General features: G+C 62.1%; 17 protein-coding genes and 3 tRNA genes. 13 read left to right on the top strand and 7 right to left on the bottom strand.

Translation table 11 applies throughout. The features are described 5' to 3' along the window. Nucleotides 1-6 precede the first annotated feature (6 nt). The 3 genes from HGQ17_RS11240 to HGQ17_RS11250 are packed head-to-tail and all read left to right on the top strand — an operon-like array spanning nucleotide 7 to nucleotide 4708. Complete coding sequence (locus tag HGQ17_RS11240; RefSeq protein ID WP_168888036.1) at nucleotides 7-1200, top strand: exonuclease SbcCD subunit D; 1194 nt, start codon at nucleotides 7-9, stop codon at nucleotides 1198-1200. After that, entirely contained in the window at nucleotides 1197-4214 is a 3018-nt protein-coding gene (locus tag HGQ17_RS11245) for an AAA family ATPase (RefSeq protein ID WP_168888037.1), read from the top strand. The genes HGQ17_RS11240 and HGQ17_RS11245 overlap by 4 nt, the downstream gene beginning before the upstream one ends. Further along, nucleotides 4214-4708: a hypothetical protein gene (locus HGQ17_RS11250; protein WP_168888038.1), complete on the top strand. Its 495-nt coding sequence runs from the start codon at nucleotides 4214-4216 to the stop codon at nucleotides 4706-4708. The genes HGQ17_RS11245 and HGQ17_RS11250 overlap by 1 nt, the downstream gene beginning before the upstream one ends. Here the strand turns inward: HGQ17_RS11250 and HGQ17_RS11255 are convergent. From HGQ17_RS11255 to HGQ17_RS11265, 3 genes are all read right to left on the bottom strand, one after another. Next, nucleotides 4686-5474, bottom strand: coding sequence for an alpha/beta fold hydrolase (locus HGQ17_RS11255; protein ID WP_168888039.1), 789 nt, complete (start codon nucleotides 5472-5474; stop codon nucleotides 4686-4688). The two genes, HGQ17_RS11250 and HGQ17_RS11255, sit on opposite strands and share 23 nt — an antisense overlap. A gap of 20 nt (nucleotides 5475-5494) precedes the next feature. Next, nucleotides 5495-6991, bottom strand: coding sequence for a malate:quinone oxidoreductase (locus HGQ17_RS11260; RefSeq protein ID WP_168888040.1), 1497 nt, complete (start codon nucleotides 6989-6991; stop codon nucleotides 5495-5497). A gap of 102 nt (nucleotides 6992-7093) precedes the next feature. After that, nucleotides 7094-8755: an ABC transporter substrate-binding protein gene (locus HGQ17_RS11265; RefSeq protein WP_168888041.1), complete on the bottom strand. Its 1662-nt coding sequence runs from the start codon at nucleotides 8753-8755 to the stop codon at nucleotides 7094-7096. A 72-nt stretch (nucleotides 8756-8827) separates the two neighbouring features. On the opposite strand from HGQ17_RS11265, the gene HGQ17_RS11270 reads away from it, so the two are divergent. The 6 genes from HGQ17_RS11270 (at nucleotide 8828) to HGQ17_RS11295 (ending at nucleotide 12637) form a co-directional block, all read left to right on the top strand. Next, the gene (locus tag HGQ17_RS11270; RefSeq protein ID WP_168888042.1) at nucleotides 8828-9049 is read left to right on the top strand and encodes a hypothetical protein; all 222 of its coding nucleotides are present in this window, start codon (nucleotides 8828-8830) and stop codon (nucleotides 9047-9049) included. A gap of 88 nt (nucleotides 9050-9137) precedes the next feature. Continuing rightward, nucleotides 9138-10523, top strand: a complete 1386-nt coding sequence (locus tag HGQ17_RS11275) for an MBL fold metallo-hydrolase (RefSeq protein WP_168888085.1) — start codon at nucleotides 9138-9140, stop codon at nucleotides 10521-10523. A 29-nt stretch (nucleotides 10524-10552) separates the two neighbouring features. After that, on the top strand, nucleotides 10553-11134 hold the full coding sequence (locus HGQ17_RS11280) for a rhodanese-like domain-containing protein (RefSeq protein WP_168888043.1): 582 nt from the start codon (nucleotides 10553-10555) through the stop codon (nucleotides 11132-11134). 7 nt (nucleotides 11135-11141) lie between these two features. Then, on the top strand, nucleotides 11142-11906 hold the full coding sequence (locus HGQ17_RS11285; RefSeq protein WP_168888044.1) for a sulfite exporter TauE/SafE family protein: 765 nt from the start codon (nucleotides 11142-11144) through the stop codon (nucleotides 11904-11906). Between the two features lie 17 nt (nucleotides 11907-11923). Next, the gene (locus tag HGQ17_RS11290) at nucleotides 11924-12283 is read left to right on the top strand and encodes a thioredoxin family protein (RefSeq protein WP_168888045.1); all 360 of its coding nucleotides are present in this window, start codon (nucleotides 11924-11926) and stop codon (nucleotides 12281-12283) included. Between the two features lie 75 nt (nucleotides 12284-12358). After that, entirely contained in the window at nucleotides 12359-12637 is a 279-nt protein-coding gene (locus HGQ17_RS11295; protein ID WP_168888046.1) for a metal-sensitive transcriptional regulator, read from the top strand. Nucleotides 12638-12671: 34 nt separating this feature from the next. On the opposite strand, the gene HGQ17_RS11300 is transcribed toward HGQ17_RS11295, so the two are convergent. Continuing rightward, complete coding sequence (locus HGQ17_RS11300; RefSeq protein WP_168888047.1) at nucleotides 12672-12869, bottom strand: hypothetical protein; 198 nt, start codon at nucleotides 12867-12869, stop codon at nucleotides 12672-12674. Between the two features lie 144 nt (nucleotides 12870-13013). On the opposite strand from HGQ17_RS11300, the gene HGQ17_RS11305 reads away from it, so the two are divergent. Then, nucleotides 13014-13340: a transposase gene (locus tag HGQ17_RS11305; RefSeq protein ID WP_168888048.1), complete on the top strand. Its 327-nt coding sequence runs from the start codon at nucleotides 13014-13016 to the stop codon at nucleotides 13338-13340. Nucleotides 13341-13722: 382 nt separating this feature from the next. On the opposite strand, the gene HGQ17_RS11310 is transcribed toward HGQ17_RS11305, so the two are convergent. Then, nucleotides 13723-13806, bottom strand: a tRNA-Leu gene (locus HGQ17_RS11310). A gap of 199 nt (nucleotides 13807-14005) precedes the next feature. Here HGQ17_RS11310 and HGQ17_RS11315 point away from each other — a divergent pair. Next, complete coding sequence (locus HGQ17_RS11315; protein WP_168888049.1) at nucleotides 14006-14185, top strand: hypothetical protein; 180 nt, start codon at nucleotides 14006-14008, stop codon at nucleotides 14183-14185. A 28-nt stretch (nucleotides 14186-14213) separates the two neighbouring features. Here the strand turns inward: HGQ17_RS11315 and bcp are convergent, their stop codons facing one another. Further along, on the bottom strand, nucleotides 14214-14684 hold the full coding sequence (gene bcp / locus HGQ17_RS11320; protein ID WP_168888050.1) for a thioredoxin-dependent thiol peroxidase: 471 nt from the start codon (nucleotides 14682-14684) through the stop codon (nucleotides 14214-14216). 86 nt (nucleotides 14685-14770) lie between these two features. On the opposite strand from bcp, the gene HGQ17_RS11325 reads away from it, so the two are divergent. Continuing rightward, complete coding sequence (locus HGQ17_RS11325) at nucleotides 14771-15295, top strand: hypothetical protein (protein ID WP_168888051.1); 525 nt, start codon at nucleotides 14771-14773, stop codon at nucleotides 15293-15295. A 12-nt stretch (nucleotides 15296-15307) separates the two neighbouring features. Here HGQ17_RS11325 and HGQ17_RS11330 read toward each other — a convergent pair. Next, nucleotides 15308-15380: transfer RNA gene (locus HGQ17_RS11330), tRNA-Lys, on the bottom strand. Nucleotides 15381-15694: 314 nt separating this feature from the next. On the opposite strand from HGQ17_RS11330, the gene HGQ17_RS11335 reads away from it, so the two are divergent. Continuing rightward, a tRNA-Pro gene (locus tag HGQ17_RS11335) sits at nucleotides 15695-15768 on the top strand. Nucleotides 15769-15803: the final 35 nt, after the last annotated feature.

Raw genomic sequence — 15803 nt, forward strand, 5'->3', positions numbered from 1 at the left:
GAGAACATGAAGATTCTGCACACTTCAGACTGGCATCTGGGCCGAGGCTTCCACGGGACCTCGCTGCGCGAGGAACAGACCGAGATGCTCAGCAGACTCTGCGCTGAGGTGGAAGAACAGCAGATTGATCTCGTCCTGGTCGCCGGGGATGTCTATGACCGGGCGCTGCCACCGGAATGGGCGGTGAAACTGCTCGATGACACCCTCTACAGCCTCATCCAGGCAGGAGCCCAGGTGGTGGTGACACCAGGCAACCATGACTCCGCCCAGCGGCTGGGATTCACCTCCCGGCTGACCACTGCCGCCGGTGTGCATCTGCGCACCCAATTAGCCGATGCCTGGACCCCGGTGTCCTTCACCCAGGAGGACGGCAGCCAGCTGCTGGTCTACGGTGTGCCCTATCTGGAACCACAGCTGTGTGCAGAGGAGCTCGGTCTCCAGAAGGCCCACCACACCTCAGTGATGACCGAGGTGCTGAACCGGATACGTCAGGACGCCGCAGACCGGGGCGAATCTGCCACCACAGTGGTGATGGCCCATCTCTTTGCGGCCCGGGGAATCGCCAGCGAATCCGAACGCAATATCGGTGCCCCGGCAGTTCCGGAGGAGTCCCTGGATCACCACGAGGAGACTGTCGGGGGACTGGCCGTGGTGCCCCTGGAGCTCTTCGAGGGATTCGACTATGTGGCCCTGGGTCATCTGCATGGCCGGCAGCGGTTGGCCGAGCGCATCCGGTACTCAGGCTCCCCGCTGCGCTACTCCTTCTCAGAGGAGTCCCAGGGCAAAGGGGCCTGGCTGATCGAATCCACCGAATTAGCAGATCCGGGCTCAGCCATCACTGGGCTGGACTGGCAGATCGGCCGAGAGGTCAAAAGGCTCAAAGGCGAATTGGACAGCATCCTGGACCCGGCAACCGTTCAGAGGTGGTCCGAGGCCTTCGTGCAGATCACCCTCACCGATGACGAACGGCCTGAAAGGGCCTATCAGCGCTTGCGCGAGGTCTATCCACACCTCATGCAGTACAGCTACGCCGGAGCGGCTACCCAGCGGGAGGCCACCACCTACTCGAAGAAGTTCGCCGAAGCTGCCACCGAGCTGGACCTCGTGGCCAGCTTCCTGGACCATGTCAGACACCGCAGCGCCGATGATGAGGAACTCGCCCTGGTGGAGCAGGCACTGCAGGAGGCGCGCACCGCATGAGATTCCACACCCTGAAACTCTGCGCCTTCGGTCCCTTCCCCGGTACGGAGACTGTCGATTTCGATGCCCTGGGCGCCGACGGGCTGTTCCTGCTGCGCGGCGAAACCGGCTCCGGGAAAACCTCGGTCCTGGATGCGCTGACCTTCGCCCTCTATGGCACAGTTCCCGGGGAGCGCCGCCCTGACCAGTTGAAATCCCAGCATGCCCCGGCAGACAGGGTGCCCTATGTCGAACTGGAGTTCAGCAGGGGAGAAGACCGGTACCGAATCCGGCGCCAGGCGGTCTACTGGCGCCCGCCCAAACGTCGTGGAGCCAAACCCCAGCGCGTGGGGGCCGAACTGAGCATCCAACGTCGGACCGACGGCGACTGGAAGACCCTGCCGGTGCATAAGATCGCCGAGGCCGATGCCGAGCTGGAACAGATCATCGGTTTGAAGGTCCATGAGTTCACCAAAGTGATCCTGCTGCCCCAGGGCGCCTTCGCCCAACTGCTGCATGCCAATAATGAGACCCGTCGCGAAATCCTGGAGCAGCTCTTCGACATTTGGATCTACAACCGGCTCGAGGCCCACCTCTGGGAACAGAAACGTGATGCTGAGGACCTCCTGAACCAGCTGGAGAAGACCATCAGCATCCACACCAGCACGCTTCGGGATTCGGCTGCTGCCCTATTGGCTGACCAGGCGCCGCAGACTGATGAGCTCACTGAGGAAGAGCTGATCACTACGGTGACCGAAGCAGCGCACAGCAGACAGCAACAGCTGGCCGAGGCTGAGAGTACAGCGAAGAAAGCCGCGCAGCAGGCCCGGCAGCAGGCTGAGGACCTCAAGAGCCGGCGGCGGCAGATGCAGCTGTGGGCTGAACATCTCCGCAGGCTTGAAGACCACCAGAATCAACGAGGTGCTGTGGACCAGGCCCGTCGGCAACTGGCCGAACACCGCGCCGGTCAAAGTGTCCGCGACTGGCTGAGTGCTGCTGAGAAGGCCGAGACCCGCCACCGGAGTCTGCTCGCAGGTGCAGAGGAAGCTGCCCAACGTGCCCACCAGGTGCTCACCGAGCAGAGTGACATCGCCAGCACCGAGATCAGCACTGCTATCGAGGAACTCAATGTCCTCCACGCCCGGCTGACCAGTCCGGAGGCCACCGGGGCCGAAACTGAGCACAGCCGGCTTCTGCAGCAGGCACAGACGGCGAAGAAGGCAGCTGATGAGGCAACCACCCGGGCCGAAGAGATCGCCGCTGAGGTCACCGGACTGCAGAAAACCCAGCAAGAACTTCAAGAACAGCTGCTGGACCCCGAGGAGCTGGATCAGACACTCGACAGCGCCCGCAGCAGCCTCAGCGGTGCGGAGCAGAAAGTCCAACTGGGCGGCCAACGCCAGAAGACCCAGCAGGAACTGACCGACCTCAGCGACCGGATCACCACCGCCGAACAGGAAGTCCACGAGGCCGAGGCGGAGTACCGGAGACTGTCTGAAGGACACCTGCAGTCCCTGGCCTCTGAACTGGCCGCCCAATTGGAACCAGGATCCCCCTGCCTGGTCTGCGGGTCCACTGAGCACCCCCAGCCCTTGGAAACCTCACCGGAGACCGTCAGCAGGGACCAGGTGGAGGAGGCAGCTGAAGTCCTCAACCAACGCAGGGGACAGCTGCAGAGCCTGCAGGCCGAGAAGACCAAAACCGTCACCCGGCTGCAGGAGATTCAGCAGAGTCTCGAGGAGGACGCAGAGACACTCCTGGAGCAGCTGACTGCCGCCGCAGAGACCAGCAGCACTGCCGTCGAAACTGCGGAAGCTACTCGGACCCAGCAGCACAGACTGCGGCGTGAGGCAGAGCAGGCCGGGCAGAAGCTGACCGAATTGCGCAATCAGCACACCCAGGCCCTGCACCGCGCCGAGACCCAACAGGCCGAGGCCCACCGGCTCGGTGAAGAAGCTCAAACCCTCCAGGAGAGGATCAACGAGCTCAGAGCCGAACACCCCAGCATCAGTCAGCGGATCAGCGCCCTGGAGAGTCTGCATAAACACCTGTCTGCGGCCACCCAGCAGGAACAGGAGGCCGCGGCTGCAGCCAAAGAGGCAGTCAGCGCCCGTGAGGCTGCCGATAAACAACTGGCCGAATCGCCCTTCAGCAGCGCAGCAGAAGTCGACGATTCCCTGTGCACACCTGAGATCCTGACTGAACTCACCGAGAAGGTAGAGGCCTATGATGCGGCAGCCGAGAGGCTGCGTTACGAGGCCGAGCAGGAGGAATTCCAACAGGGGCGAGACCGAACTGAGGCGGGGGAGCAGATTCCCGCATCCGAGGAGGTCGATCAGGTGCTCACCTCAGCCCAGGAGGCGGAGGAGTCACTGGCTCAGCAGCACCGCGAATACACTGCCTATACGGCGCGTATGGAGAGCCTGGACCGAACCGCTGAGCAGCTGCAGACGGCACTGACCCAACGGGAGACCCAGGCCGGGGAACAGCTGCGCACTACAGAACTGGCCAAGACTGTGGCCGGTCAGGGGGAGAACGACCTCCGGATGCGCCTGTCCACTTTTGTGCTGGCGGCCCGTCTGGAGAGGGTTACCCAGGCCGCAACCCGACACCTGAGCACCATGTCCAGCGGGCGCTACCAACTGCTTTTGGACCCCGATAGGCAACAGCGAGGCCTGCGCGGACTGGATCTGAAGGTCTTCGACGAATACTCCGGGGAGGAACGACCCGCCGAATCTCTCTCCGGCGGTGAGACCTTTATGACCGCCCTGGCCCTGGCCCTGGGGCTGGCAGAGATCGTCCAGTCTGAGGCCGGCGGAATCGAACTGGAGAGCCTATTCATCGATGAGGGCTTCGGCTCCCTGGATGAAGAGACTCTCGAGGCCGTGATGTCGGCCCTCCACACCCTCCAGGGGGAGGGCCGGCAAGTCGGAGTGGTCAGCCATGTCAGCGAGATGCACCAGCAGATCCCAGTGCAGCTGCGCGTGACCAAGACTCGCAGCGGATCCCATCTGAAGATGCTGGTGCACCCCTGATGCGACTGCTCTCACTGGTGGCCCGACTCCCAGGAGCACTGCTGCCCTTTGCCGTAGCACTGGCCACAGTGACCTCAGGAATTTGGCCGGCACTGGCTGCCGCGAGTCTTGCGCTTGCCGGGTTCTTCCTCTCGATCGGATTTACCCGCCTGCTCACTCGGTGGGTCCGCTGGCGGAACCTGATGCTGATGAGCACCGTCGGCTATGTGGTGCTGGTGGTGCTGCTGATCGCAGCAGCCGAGCAACAGGCTGTCTGGACTCCGGCTCTGCTGAGTTTTTTGGGCGGGCTGATCGCCCCGGCGGAACGGGTATGGGAGCCCAATCCACGCCTGGACCGCAGTGCACTCGGTCTGGCCTTCCTGATCGCCCTCACCTGCGGGATGCTCGAGGTATGGCAGACCGCACTGGTGGCCTCAGGCGTCGCAGCCGCTGTGGCGGTGCCGATCCTGGTGATGCTGCGCGCAGGTGAGCTCAGCGAGCCAGAAAGCCTGTAACAGCAGACTTATAGTCCCGAGCGGTGAGCACATTGACGTGATTGCGTCCCGGGATCTCCACGAACTGAGCCGGCTGACCGGTCTTCTGGACCAGCTCGGCGAGCTTCTCGGCTCCGGCGGCGATGCCGTCCTTAGATCCGGCGACCACCAGAGTAGGTACGGCCGGGACCATCTCCTCGGGACGATAGGTGTCATGAGCCAGGGCCAGCCGGAACTCCACCACATGGGGAAGATGCTGATCCGGGAGGGCTGAGGCCACGGTGATGAACTTCCGGGTGGCCTCATCGGCCGGTTCAGAACCACCGGCAGCCCAGCTGCGGGCCTGGTCGGCGTCGACCTGATACACCTCATCGGAGACCGGGGAGCCGCCCATGACCAGAGAGGAGACCAGCTGTGGGTAGCGGTGTGCGAACTCCCAGCTGAGCCGAGACCCCATGGAATAGCCGTGCAGATCCACTGCTCCGCCGGTATCAGTGGCTACCTCAGCGAGATCCGCCAGCACATCGGCAGCCCGCAGCCCGGCGGCGCCGGCATCAACATCGCGAGAAGCGCCGTGGCCGGGCAGATCCACCGCGATCACACTGCGCCCAGTACCGGCCAAAGGATCCAGCCATCCGGTCTTGACCCAGTTGTAGAGGGTGTTGGAGGCGAATCCATGAACCAGCAGCACGGGGTTGTTCACCGGCTGCTCATGCCGCCAGAGGTGAACGGTCAGCCCATGCGAGGTCCGGTAAGACTCCGGTGCCGGGTAGCGCAGTGAGGCCATGGAGTTGCTTTTCTGCGGGATCAGTCGTCCAGCTGCAGGGTGCGGCTGGTGGAGGCCACGACCTCTTCGAGCAGCTTGGGGTCCTCGTTGAGCAGCCGGCCATAGGAGGGCACCATCTGCTCCAGCTTCGGCCGCCAGCCCTCCAGCTGGGAGGGGAAGCAGCGTTCAAGCAGCTTCAGCATGATCGAGGGCGCAGTGGAGGCACCGGGGGAGGCGCCCAGCAGCCCAGCGATGGAACCGCCGGAGCCGGTGACCAGCTCGGTGCCGAACTGCAGAACGCCCTTGCCCTTTTCGTTCTTCTTCATCACCTGAACACGCTGACCAGCGGTGATGAGCTCCCACTGGTCACCGACAGCCTCAGGGTAGAAGTCCTGCAGGGCGCCGACCTTCTTCTTGTGGGACTTGGTGACCTCTTTGACGAGGTAAGTCACCAGGGAGGTGTTGGCGGCGCCGACCTGCATCATCGGCAGCAGGTTATGCGGCCGGACCGAGGAGGGCAGATCGAAGTAGGAACCGGACTTCAGGAAATTGGTGGAGAAACCGGCGAAGGGGCCGAACATCAGGGAGCGGCGTCCCTCGACGAAACGAGTGTCCAGATGCGGTACCGACATCGGCGGGGCACCCACCGAGGCCAGGCCGTAGACCTTCGCGTGATGCTGTTCGGCAACTGCGGAGTCGGTGGCGCGCAGGAACTGTCCGGAGACCGGGAAGCCGCCGAAGCCCTTGATCTCGTCGATGCCGGAGGCCTGCAGGAGGCTCAGGGCACCGCCGCCGGCGCCGACGAAGACGAACCGCGCGCTGGCGGTGTACTTCTGGCCACCTGCCTTGTTCTTGACCTTCAGCTCCCAGCGGCCGTCAGTGCCACGGTTGATATTGGTGACCTCGCTGCTGTAGCGCAGGTCCACACCCTGGGACTCCAGCTGGCCGACCAGCTGACGGGTGATCGCCCCGAAATCGACATCGGTGCCATCGCTGAACTGAGAGGCGGCAACCTTCTGCTGAGGATCGCGTCCCCCGGTGAGCAGCGGAGCCCATTTGCCGATCTCGTCGAGATCCTCAGTGTGCTCAATATGCGAGAACAGCGGTTCAGCCTTCATGGCCTCATAGCGGTCGCGCAGGTACTGGGAGTTCTTATCCCCCCAGACGAAGCTGACATGCGGCAGGGCGTTGATGAAGGTTCGGGGGCTGCCCAGTGTGCCCTCATCCACCCAGTGCGACCACAGCTGACGGGAGACATGGAACTGCTCGGCGATACCGGCGGCCTTGGCTGTGGAGATGGAGCCATCGGCACCGCGGGGAGTGTAGTTCAGCTCGCAGTAGGCGGTGTGGCCGGTACCGGCGTTGTTCCAAGGGTCGGAGGATTCCTGTCCGGCGCTGTCGAGCTTCTCAAAGAGCCCGATCTCCCAGTCCGGCTGTAGCTCCTTCAACAATGCACCAAGGGTGGCCGACATGATGCCGGCCCCAATCAGGATCACATCGAATCGCTGGGATGCATCAGTCGACGGTGACTCGCTCACTGCAGGGCTCCTCAAGAGTTTTGACTACGGGCAAGGATTCGGCTTTGACTCTACCGCCGCGGGTCACCGGTGAAGAAATTCAAGACGACGCCGCAGCTGACCTCAGGTCTCGGTGAGCTCAATGTCGGCGAACCGTTCGTTGAGCACCGGGGACATTGGGTAATCCCGCACTGAGGATCCCAGGGCCAGGGCTGAGATGGGGTACGCCAGCGGTACTGCCGGCAGCTGCTCCTGCAGCTCATCGGCGACCTGCTGGTAGTAGGTGGTGCGCTGCTCCTCGTCATCCTCGGCGCGAGCGGAGTCCAAGAGATCATTGACAGTCTCATTGGTGAAGTTGAACTCGCGGTTGGGCTGGCGGAAAAGAGGTGCGAAGAAGGAATGCGGGGAGCGGAACCCGCCATTGCGGCCCAGCAGGTGGAAGGCGCGGTCGGAATCATTGAGCATCTGATCCACATATCCCTCATCCCAGGGCACTGGCCGGGGCCGGATATTGAACCCGGCGGCAGTCAGATCCGCGGCCACGGAGGCGAAGACCGCCTCGGGGCGGGGCAGGTAACTGCGAGTGGTGGTGATCGGGTAGTAGAAGTCCAGGGGTTCGCCGTCGTAATCGGATTCCTCCAGTAGCTCCTGAGCCAACTGGGGGTTGTAACTGTGGCGCACGGCGTCGTCGGAATGCACTGCCAATGCTGCAGGGGTGAACTGGAATGCGGCACGGGAGCCGTCCAGGAACAGCTGGTTCACCAGCGACTGGCGGTCGATGGCGCGGGCAGCCGCCCGGCGGATGTCGAAGTCGGAGAGGATCGGGTGGGTCGTGTTGATCCCCATATAGATCACAGAGAAGGGATCACGCTGCAGGTAGAGCCGACCGGCCTGGACTAGGGAGCGGAGGTTATCGGCGGTGATGTAGTCATAGACATCCACCGCCCCGCGCTGCAGCTCGCGCAGCCGGTCGAAGGACTTCGGCAGCGGTTGCACCACAACACGTTCGGGCCCGCTGTTACTGCCCCAGTAGCCGCCGAATGCCTCCAGAGCCACGGCGCCGTTCTCACGCTCGGCCAGCTCGTAGGGGCCAGTGCCGGCAGGTGCGCGGTCCACCCGGGTGGGGTCGATATCGGTGAGCAGCTCACCGGAGATGATCCCGAAGGCAGGCAGGGTCAGTGCCTGCAGGAGGTAGACCACCGGTTCGGACAGGCGCAGCTCCACAGTGCGCTCATCAAGGGCTTCGACTGATTCCAGTACACAGTCGGCTGAGCCCATGAACCCGCCGAAGACCGAGGGGAAGGCCAGGGGAGTGGAACGGTGCATGGCATTGGTGCCGTAGAGGTAGTCCAACCGTCCCCAGCGCTGGAAGTTTTGCACCACGACTTCGGCATCGAGCTCGCTGCCGTCATGGAAGGTCACACCGCGGCGCAGGGCGAAGGTGTAGACCTGGCCATTGGAGCTGACCTCCCAGTCTGAGGCCAGCAGCGGGGAGACATTGCCGGTGTCCTTATCGATGCCGACCAGGGGCTCGAAGATCTGCCGACAGATGCGTTCGGTCTCAGTGTCGGTGGCCAGGCCCGGGTCGAGAGATGCCGGTGCTGAGGTAGAGGCGATGGTGATAGCGCCGGAGGCATCAGTGGATTCCTGGGCTGCGGCCTCGTCCTCGGTACTGCCTTCAGCGCCCTCCTGAGGTCCAGGGGTGGCGCCGGTGAAGAGATAGGCAGCTGCGGTAGTGGCTGCGGAGGAGGCGCCGAGGAAGCCCCGTCGGCTGAGGTGGGTCACGGCGATCCAGTATAACTGTCGCCACCGGGGTCAGGTCCAAGTGAGACCGTGGTGTGTGCAACGATAAATCCCGTGGCAGCCCGCCGATGGATCACCAGTAATGCATTCGCCTGCTTCGCGGTGCTGCTGGCAGTGCTCAGCTGCTTCCTCGTCACCCCGGATGAGCACTACCTGGGTTATATCGACTACCGGACCATTGTGGCCCTGACCTGCATGCTCACCGCTATCGCCGCATTGGAGAGGCTAGGGGCCTTCACAGTGGCCGCTGAGCACCGGCCGAATCCTCGGGGATGAAAAACCTTTTTTGCATACCCCGGGGGGTATATGGCAGGATGTTCTACATACCCTACGGGGTATATAGGAGCTAATCATGGGAGGCGCAATGCTACTGGAACGCATCTATGACGAAGACCTGGCACAGGCCAGCTACTTGATCGGCTGTCAGGCTGAGAATGAGGCGGTGGTGGTCGACCCACGCCGTGACATCGCCGAGTACCTGGATCTTGCTCGGCGCCACGAGATGAAGATCGTGGGCGTCACCGAGACCCATATCCATGCCGACTATCTCTCGGGAAGTCGAGAGCTGGCTTCGGCGACGGGTGCTGAGCTCTATGTCTCCGGTGAGGGGGACGATGATTGGCAATACGGATTCGACGCCCATCGCCTTTATGACGGTGATGCGATCACTATCGGAAACATCACGATCAGGGCTCGGCATACCCCTGGCCATACTCCGGAACACCTGGTCTTCGAGATCACTGATGGTGCGTTCAGTGATCAGCCGGGTTACGTCCTCTCGGGCGACTTCGTGTTCGCCGGGGAACTCGGGCGGCCGGATCTGCTGGATGAGGCTGCCGGCGGTGTCGATACTCGATATGCGGGAGCGAAGCAGCTCTTCAACAGCCTGAAGAACGTTTTTGCTGGGATGGAAGACCACGTATTGGTCTACCCCGGTCATGGTGCCGGTAGCGCCTGCGGAAAATCGCTGGGTGCCCTGCCGGCCACGACAGTGGGCTATGAACGGGCCAATGCCTGGTGGTCACCTTATCTTGACAACGATGACGAGGCTGGATTCGTCCAGCAGCTGCTGGAAGGCCAACCGGATGCCCACGCCTATTTCGGGCGGATGAAGCGGCAGAACAAGACAGGCCCGGCGATTCTGGGCCAGCTATCAGACCTCGAGGAACTTCCGACCCATCAGGTGGCGGCCGGAGTCGAGACCGATGAGCTCATCGTGGTCGACACCCGCCCCCACCAGCAGGTGCATACCGGCACCGCGCTCGGGGCTCTGAATATCCCCAGTGATAAGCCTGCCAGCTTCGGCGCATGGGCCTATGACCCAGAGCGGGAGAGCCGCCCCTTGGTGCTGCTGGCCGCCGACCAGGATGAGGCGCACCGACTGCGGGCCCACCTGATCCGAGTCGGGATTGATCACCATGCCGGTTACATCAGCAGTCTCGAAGGCCTTCCGAGGCTCACCCCGGCAACCGTCCCCCCGGAGGAGCTCGCCGCAGTCGAGGCGGATGTGCTGCTCGATGTTCGCAGTGCCGCCGAATACGCAAGCGGCCATATCCCCAAGGCGCAGAACCTCAGCGCCGGCAAGGTGCTCTGGCACCTGGACGAGCTGCCGAAGGACGCCACGATCATCTCTTACTGCCAATCCGGGAGGCGCAACTCCGTCGCAGCCAGCGCCCTTCGTCGAGAGGGCTACCGGGTCCTCGAGTTGGAAGGCAGCTACAACGCTTGGCTTGAGCACACGGACCGCTGATCTCCTACTCCACTGACGAAAGGCTGACTATGACTGTCACATATTGTGCTCCTGAGGATCTGCTTCAGGGCGACCCTTCTGCACCTCAAGTGCTCATCGATGTCCGCACACCAGCGGAATTCGAAGCTGCTCATATCAAGGGCTCACGAAACCTGCCGCTGAATCTGCTCCAGAAGAACCCCTCCGCTGTGGCCTCCTCGCTGCCAGAGGAGGTCATGCTGCTCTGCCAATCTGGTGCGCGCAGCCAGCAGGCCGCACAGGCCCTGTCCCAAGCGGGGACTGACCGCCTCCACATGCTCAACGGCGGCATCAACGCCTATGTGCAGGCAGGCGGAGAGCTGATGCGGGGAACCCAACGATGGGAGATGGAACGACAAGTCCGCATGGGAGCCGGGGTCCTGGTGGCTACGGGCATCCTCGCCAGCCACTTCGTCAGCCCGAAGTTGAAGTGGCTCTCCTTCGGCGTCGGCTCTGGGCTGATCTTCGCCGCAGCGACCAACACCTGCGGCATGTCCTACGCGCTGAGCCGGATGCCCTGGAACAGAACCGCAGCAGACCCCACCCTGGAGTCCGCGCTTCGGGATATTCCTGACATCACCGGCACACTGTGAGACCTCCATGGAGCCTGTGACTGTAGTTATCGTCGGCCTAGCAGTGCTCATCGGTGTCTCATTGGGCCTGCTGGGTGGCGGCGGCTCCATCCTGGCGGTCCCGCTGTTGACTTATGTGGCCGGGATGGAGCCGCGGGAAGCAGTCGCGGGCTCACTGTTCGTAGTCGCTGTCACCTCAGCAGTGAGTCTGATCAGCCATGCACGCCGCGGCAACGTCCGGTGGAGGATCGGCGCGCTGTTCGGAACCGCCAGCATGTTCGGCGCCTTCGCCGGAGGACTGATCGGCAGCCGGATCCCTGGAACGGTGCTGATGATCGCCTTCGCGCTCATGATGCTTGTCACCGCAGCGGCCATGCTGCGCCGCCGGAAGGCCGTCCCTACATCCTCTCCGGGTGGGGAGCACTCCTCCCTGCGCAGGTGGCGCATCCTGGCCGACGGGCTGATCGTCGGCCTGGTGACGGGCATGGTGGGTGCAGGCGGCGGTTTCCTTGTAGTTCCCGCCTTGGCCTTGCTCGCCGGCCTGCCCATGTCCGCAGCAGTGGGCACCTCCCTGGTGGTGATCACCATGAAGTCAGTGGCCGGCCTAGGGGGCTACCTGACTGCCGTCACCCTGGATTGGCCGCTCATCCTACTGGTCACTGGCGCAGCAGTCATCGGAGCACTGCTGGGATCACGGTTCACCAACCACATTCCGGAGACTGCTTTGCGCAAAGCCTTCGGGGTCTTTGTCCTGATCATGGGCGGGCTTGTACTCACCCTGGAACTCACCTAAACAGAAGGAACTTCATCATGACGGCTGTCCATGCCCTGAACCAGCACACCTTCGCCAGCAGCATCCACCAGGACGGCGTCGTCCTGGTGGACTTTTGGGCCGAGTGGTGCCGCCCGTGCCGCGCCTTCGCCCCGGTCTTCGAAGGTGCCGCTGCCGAACATCCTGAGATCATGTTCGCCTCGGTGGACACCGAGGCCGAACCTGCCCTGGCCTCAGCTGCGAAGATCACCTCAGTACCTACACTGATGGCGTTCCGCGACGGCGTGTTGGTGTACTCACGGCCCGGCGCTCTGGCCCCGGCTGGTCTCCACGAACTTATCGAGTCCATCAAAGCCCTCGATATGAACGAAGTCCGGACCCAGCTCGCTTCCGGCTGACCCCGCCCTGCAGAATCATGGGACTATCATTCGTCGTATCCTCATTCTCTGATCCAAGGCACCGGAAGGACCCACATGCGTAACGCAGACGCGGAGACTCAGCGCAAGATCCTTAACAGGCTCAAACGTGCCCGAGGTCAGCTGGACTCGGTCATCAATTCGGTGGAGAACAACGGCTCATGCCGCGAGGTCGTCACCCAGTTGGCCGCGGTCTCCACAGCTCTTGATCGTGCTGGCTTCATGATCATCTCCGGCGCCATGCAGTACTGCATCACAGACCCAAAATCGGCAGCCGAAGACGAAGACGGCCTCACCGTGGAGGAACTCGAGAAACTCTTCCTCACCCTCTCATGACACAAACCGGTCCAAGCCTTGAAGGGAACGCATTTCATTGAAACCGCTCAATGATAGTGCTGATAGCAGCTGAGAGTCCTGAGGCAGGGTCCCACACCGCTTCGTAGAAGATTTCTACGTCCAATCCGGCGTCGGTCACGCGGCGCGGCGTTGCATTGCTGACACGGGATGCGGGCAGCAAGGCGGCCCCGAGTCCGAGCGTGGACCATTCTTCCAGCAATTGATAGCTCATGGCCTGTCCGGGATACATTCGCATCGGTAGGCCGCGGCTTGCGAAGAGGTCTTTGGTGAAGGTGGTCAGTCCGCAAGCGTCGGATACAAGGATTGAACCGTACTGGGTGTTGTTCCGTCCTACCCGTTCAAGGAGGATTGAACTATGACCACCCACCAGAAGCCTTACCCTGCTGAGTTCCGGGACCGGGCGCTGCGGATGATGGAAGACCACCGCCGCATCGAGAATTCATCAATTTGGGGTGCTGCCCAGGCGGTCGGTGAGAAGCTTGGCGTCTCTGCCCACACGCTGAATAACTGGTTCAAACAAGCCCGTCGTGATGCCGGTGAGGCAGCTGGGATGAGCACCGATGAGATCGAGGAGCTGCGCCGGTTGCGCAGAGAAAACAAGGAACTCAAGCGTGCTAACGAGATTCTGAAGTCTGCTTCAGCGTTTTTCGCCAAGGAGCTCGACCGTCCCACGACGAGATGATCCAAACACTTCATCCGCGTAACCATGGAATTCCTCCGCGACATCCAGGACCTCTACATGCACGCCCAAGACGAAGTCCGACGCCGCCTCAACCAAGCCATCTTCACCCGCATCTTCATCCGAGAAGACGAAGTAGTCGACGTCGAGATCGCCGAGCCGTTCAAGGACCTACTCGCTGCTCAGAGCGCCTACAACAGCTGGCGCGGCACTCAGGCCAAGACCCAACACCAAGACAACCGGCCACAGCCGAAGATCTACCTCCAGCACGAAACAGAAAAGGGAGCCTCCAACCGGGCAGGCTCCCTCTTCGTTCAACTGCTCTCAGCCAACTCGCCTGCTAATGCAGACCTATTGGTTCGTGTTAGTTCGAACACGTACCATCTGGTGCGCGAGGCGGGACTTGAACCCGCACGTCAAAGACACTGGAACCTAAATCCAGCGCGTCTACCAATTCCGCCACTCGCGCGAACTGGCCCTCTGCGGGGCCTCGCCCCGGCAGTGCCAGCGCACTATTCTACAGCGCTCACCAGGTGCCCGTGATTCCGAGGTCTCCAGGCACTAGAAAATTCGATGCAACTTATCGGGCCCGGGCTGCGACTCATGGCTGTCCACACGATGTGGCCACACAGGCGGCATCGGCATCGAGTTATGAATCGGAGACCGTGATGAGCGCAATCACCACACGCCCCGCCCCGAAACTGATGGCCGCCCTGTCCATTGTCGGACTGGTGGCACTGACTGCCTGCGACGACTCACCGGAGACCCCAGGCGAACACCTCGATGAGGTCCTGGAGAACTCCGATGAGGCCGTCGACGCCATTATTGACGACATCAACAACGGCTAAGCCCTGGTCCGAGCTGCGGGAGAGGGGGTTATGCGCCCAGCTTGTCCCGCAGCCGGGCCACATGCCCGGTGGCCTTCACGTTGTACTGGGCCAGCTCCACAGTGCCGTCCTCGCCGACCACAACGGTGGAGCGAATCAGCCCCTCGTAGACCTTGCCGTAGTTCTTCTTCTCGCCCCAGGCGCCGTAGCTCTCAGCCACTGCATGATCCTCATCCGAGAGCAGCGGGAAAGTCAGGCCCTGATTATCGGTGAACTTCTCCAGGGCCGAGACCGGATCAGGGGAGATGCCCAGAACCTGGTAGCCGGCAGCCTGCAGCGAATCCAGCGAATCGCGGAAATCGCAGGCCTGAGTGGTGCAGCCGGGAGTTGAGGCCTTGGGGTAGAAGTAGACGATCACCTTGGACTTGCCCCGGAAATCAGCCAGCGAGACAGTGCTGCCGTCATGAGCGGTGAGGGTGAAATCGGGGGCTGTCTGACCTGGTTCCAGACGGTTGGTCATAGTGAAGACTCCTGAAGTATCGCGAGAGTAAATTCGGTACCCCGCCACTTTATCTGCGCGTGATCTATGACCCCTAGACTGTGACCGTGGTCATCCAAACAGAGCGCGGTCAGGCCGAGGAGCAGATCGTTGCTGCCCTGCGTGCCGTCTTCGACGCCTCCGTGATGAACTTCGGCTCATACAACCTGCTCTTTGCCACCAATGAACCCGGCGCCCAGCCGGGTGAAACAGTGGGGGAGGGCAGCCTGTCAGAGGGCCCCTCCGCACAGGAAGAAGTTCAACAGGCCACTCATCTGTTGGTGGGATATCGCCGGGAACCTGCCGAAATGGTCCTCTGCCCGGTGGACCTCAATACTGTGCTGCCGCCAAACAACGACGACGACGCAGTCGCGCCCAAGGTTCCGGTGCTGGTGAATATGACCAATCTGGCCGGCATGGCCGCTCAGGGGTCATCAGTTGAGATTGCGCTGTCCACCGGCCGCCGGGTGAAGCTGGATATCCAGCCGGAGGTGGTGTTTGAGCAGACACCCCAGACCCCGTTGCATCAGGGGCTGGATGTGGAAGATTTCTACAGTTTCTTAGATCACTTCATGGATACTGTAGAACGATAAAGCAGTTGAAAGTGGGCCGCCCGGGACTCGAACCCGGAACCTGCAGATTAAGAGTCTGATGCTCTGCCAGTTGAGCTAGCGGCCCTTGGTAAATCACTGCGATCTGTGCCCTCAGAACTCTCAGGGCAACGACAGAAAAGCCTAACAGCACTTCTGCCTAGCTGCCAAATCGAAATGACTGTGACCTTCGCCCTACTGGGGCGAGGGCGTCGTCGTTCTCTATTAAAGACCACCGCGCAGGGTGCCGAAAAGCCCGAAAATACTCAGTCGGCAGGGGTTCCTGCTGGGGGAGTGTTTAGCGGATAATAGGTGGGATTCGCGATCATCGGCTTCGGCACGGTATTGTGTACCGGTTCATGCGTACGCCTGCCCGCAGGTGTTAGCAGGATCAGATACCTCCGGGGTGTAGTTCAGTTTGGTAGAGCGCCTGCTTTGGGAGCAGGAGGTCGCAGGTTCAAATCCTGTCGCCCCGACAGTGTCAGATGGCCGTATTCAAAAACGAGCAGTA

Source organism: Nesterenkonia sedimenti, assembly GCF_012641515.1.
Classification (GTDB): Bacteria; Actinomycetota; Actinomycetes; order Actinomycetales; family Micrococcaceae; genus Nesterenkonia; species Nesterenkonia sedimenti.

What these genes read in the sequence shown, in the direction of transcription:
- HGQ17_RS11290 (WP_168888045.1), top strand. Translation starts at nt 11,924, where the DNA reads ATGACGGCTGTCCATGCCCTGAACCAGCACACCTTCGCCAGCAGCATC.
- HGQ17_RS11250 (WP_168888038.1), top strand. Translation starts at nt 4,214, where the DNA reads ATGCGACTGCTCTCACTGGTGGCCCGACTCCCAGGAGCACTGCTGCCC.
- HGQ17_RS11255 (WP_168888039.1), bottom strand. Translation starts at nt 5,474, where the DNA reads ATGGCCTCACTGCGCTACCCGGCACCGGAGTCTTACCGGACCTCGCAT.
- HGQ17_RS11315 (WP_168888049.1), top strand. Translation starts at nt 14,006, where the DNA reads ATGAGCGCAATCACCACACGCCCCGCCCCGAAACTGATGGCCGCCCTG.
- HGQ17_RS11305 (WP_168888048.1), top strand. Translation starts at nt 13,014, where the DNA reads ATGACCACCCACCAGAAGCCTTACCCTGCTGAGTTCCGGGACCGGGCG.
- HGQ17_RS11300 (WP_168888047.1), bottom strand. Translation starts at nt 12,869, where the DNA reads ATGAGCTATCAATTGCTGGAAGAATGGTCCACGCTCGGACTCGGGGCC.
- HGQ17_RS11245 (WP_168888037.1), top strand. Translation starts at nt 1,197, where the DNA reads ATGAGATTCCACACCCTGAAACTCTGCGCCTTCGGTCCCTTCCCCGGT.
- HGQ17_RS11295 (WP_168888046.1), top strand. Translation starts at nt 12,359, where the DNA reads ATGCGTAACGCAGACGCGGAGACTCAGCGCAAGATCCTTAACAGGCTC.
- bcp (WP_168888050.1), bottom strand. Translation starts at nt 14,684, where the DNA reads ATGACCAACCGTCTGGAACCAGGTCAGACAGCCCCCGATTTCACCCTC.
- HGQ17_RS11285 (WP_168888044.1), top strand. Translation starts at nt 11,142, where the DNA reads ATGGAGCCTGTGACTGTAGTTATCGTCGGCCTAGCAGTGCTCATCGGT.
- HGQ17_RS11275 (WP_168888085.1), top strand. Translation starts at nt 9,138, where the DNA reads ATGCTACTGGAACGCATCTATGACGAAGACCTGGCACAGGCCAGCTAC.
- HGQ17_RS11240 (WP_168888036.1), top strand. Translation starts at nt 7, where the DNA reads ATGAAGATTCTGCACACTTCAGACTGGCATCTGGGCCGAGGCTTCCAC.
- HGQ17_RS11280 (WP_168888043.1), top strand. Translation starts at nt 10,553, where the DNA reads ATGACTGTCACATATTGTGCTCCTGAGGATCTGCTTCAGGGCGACCCT.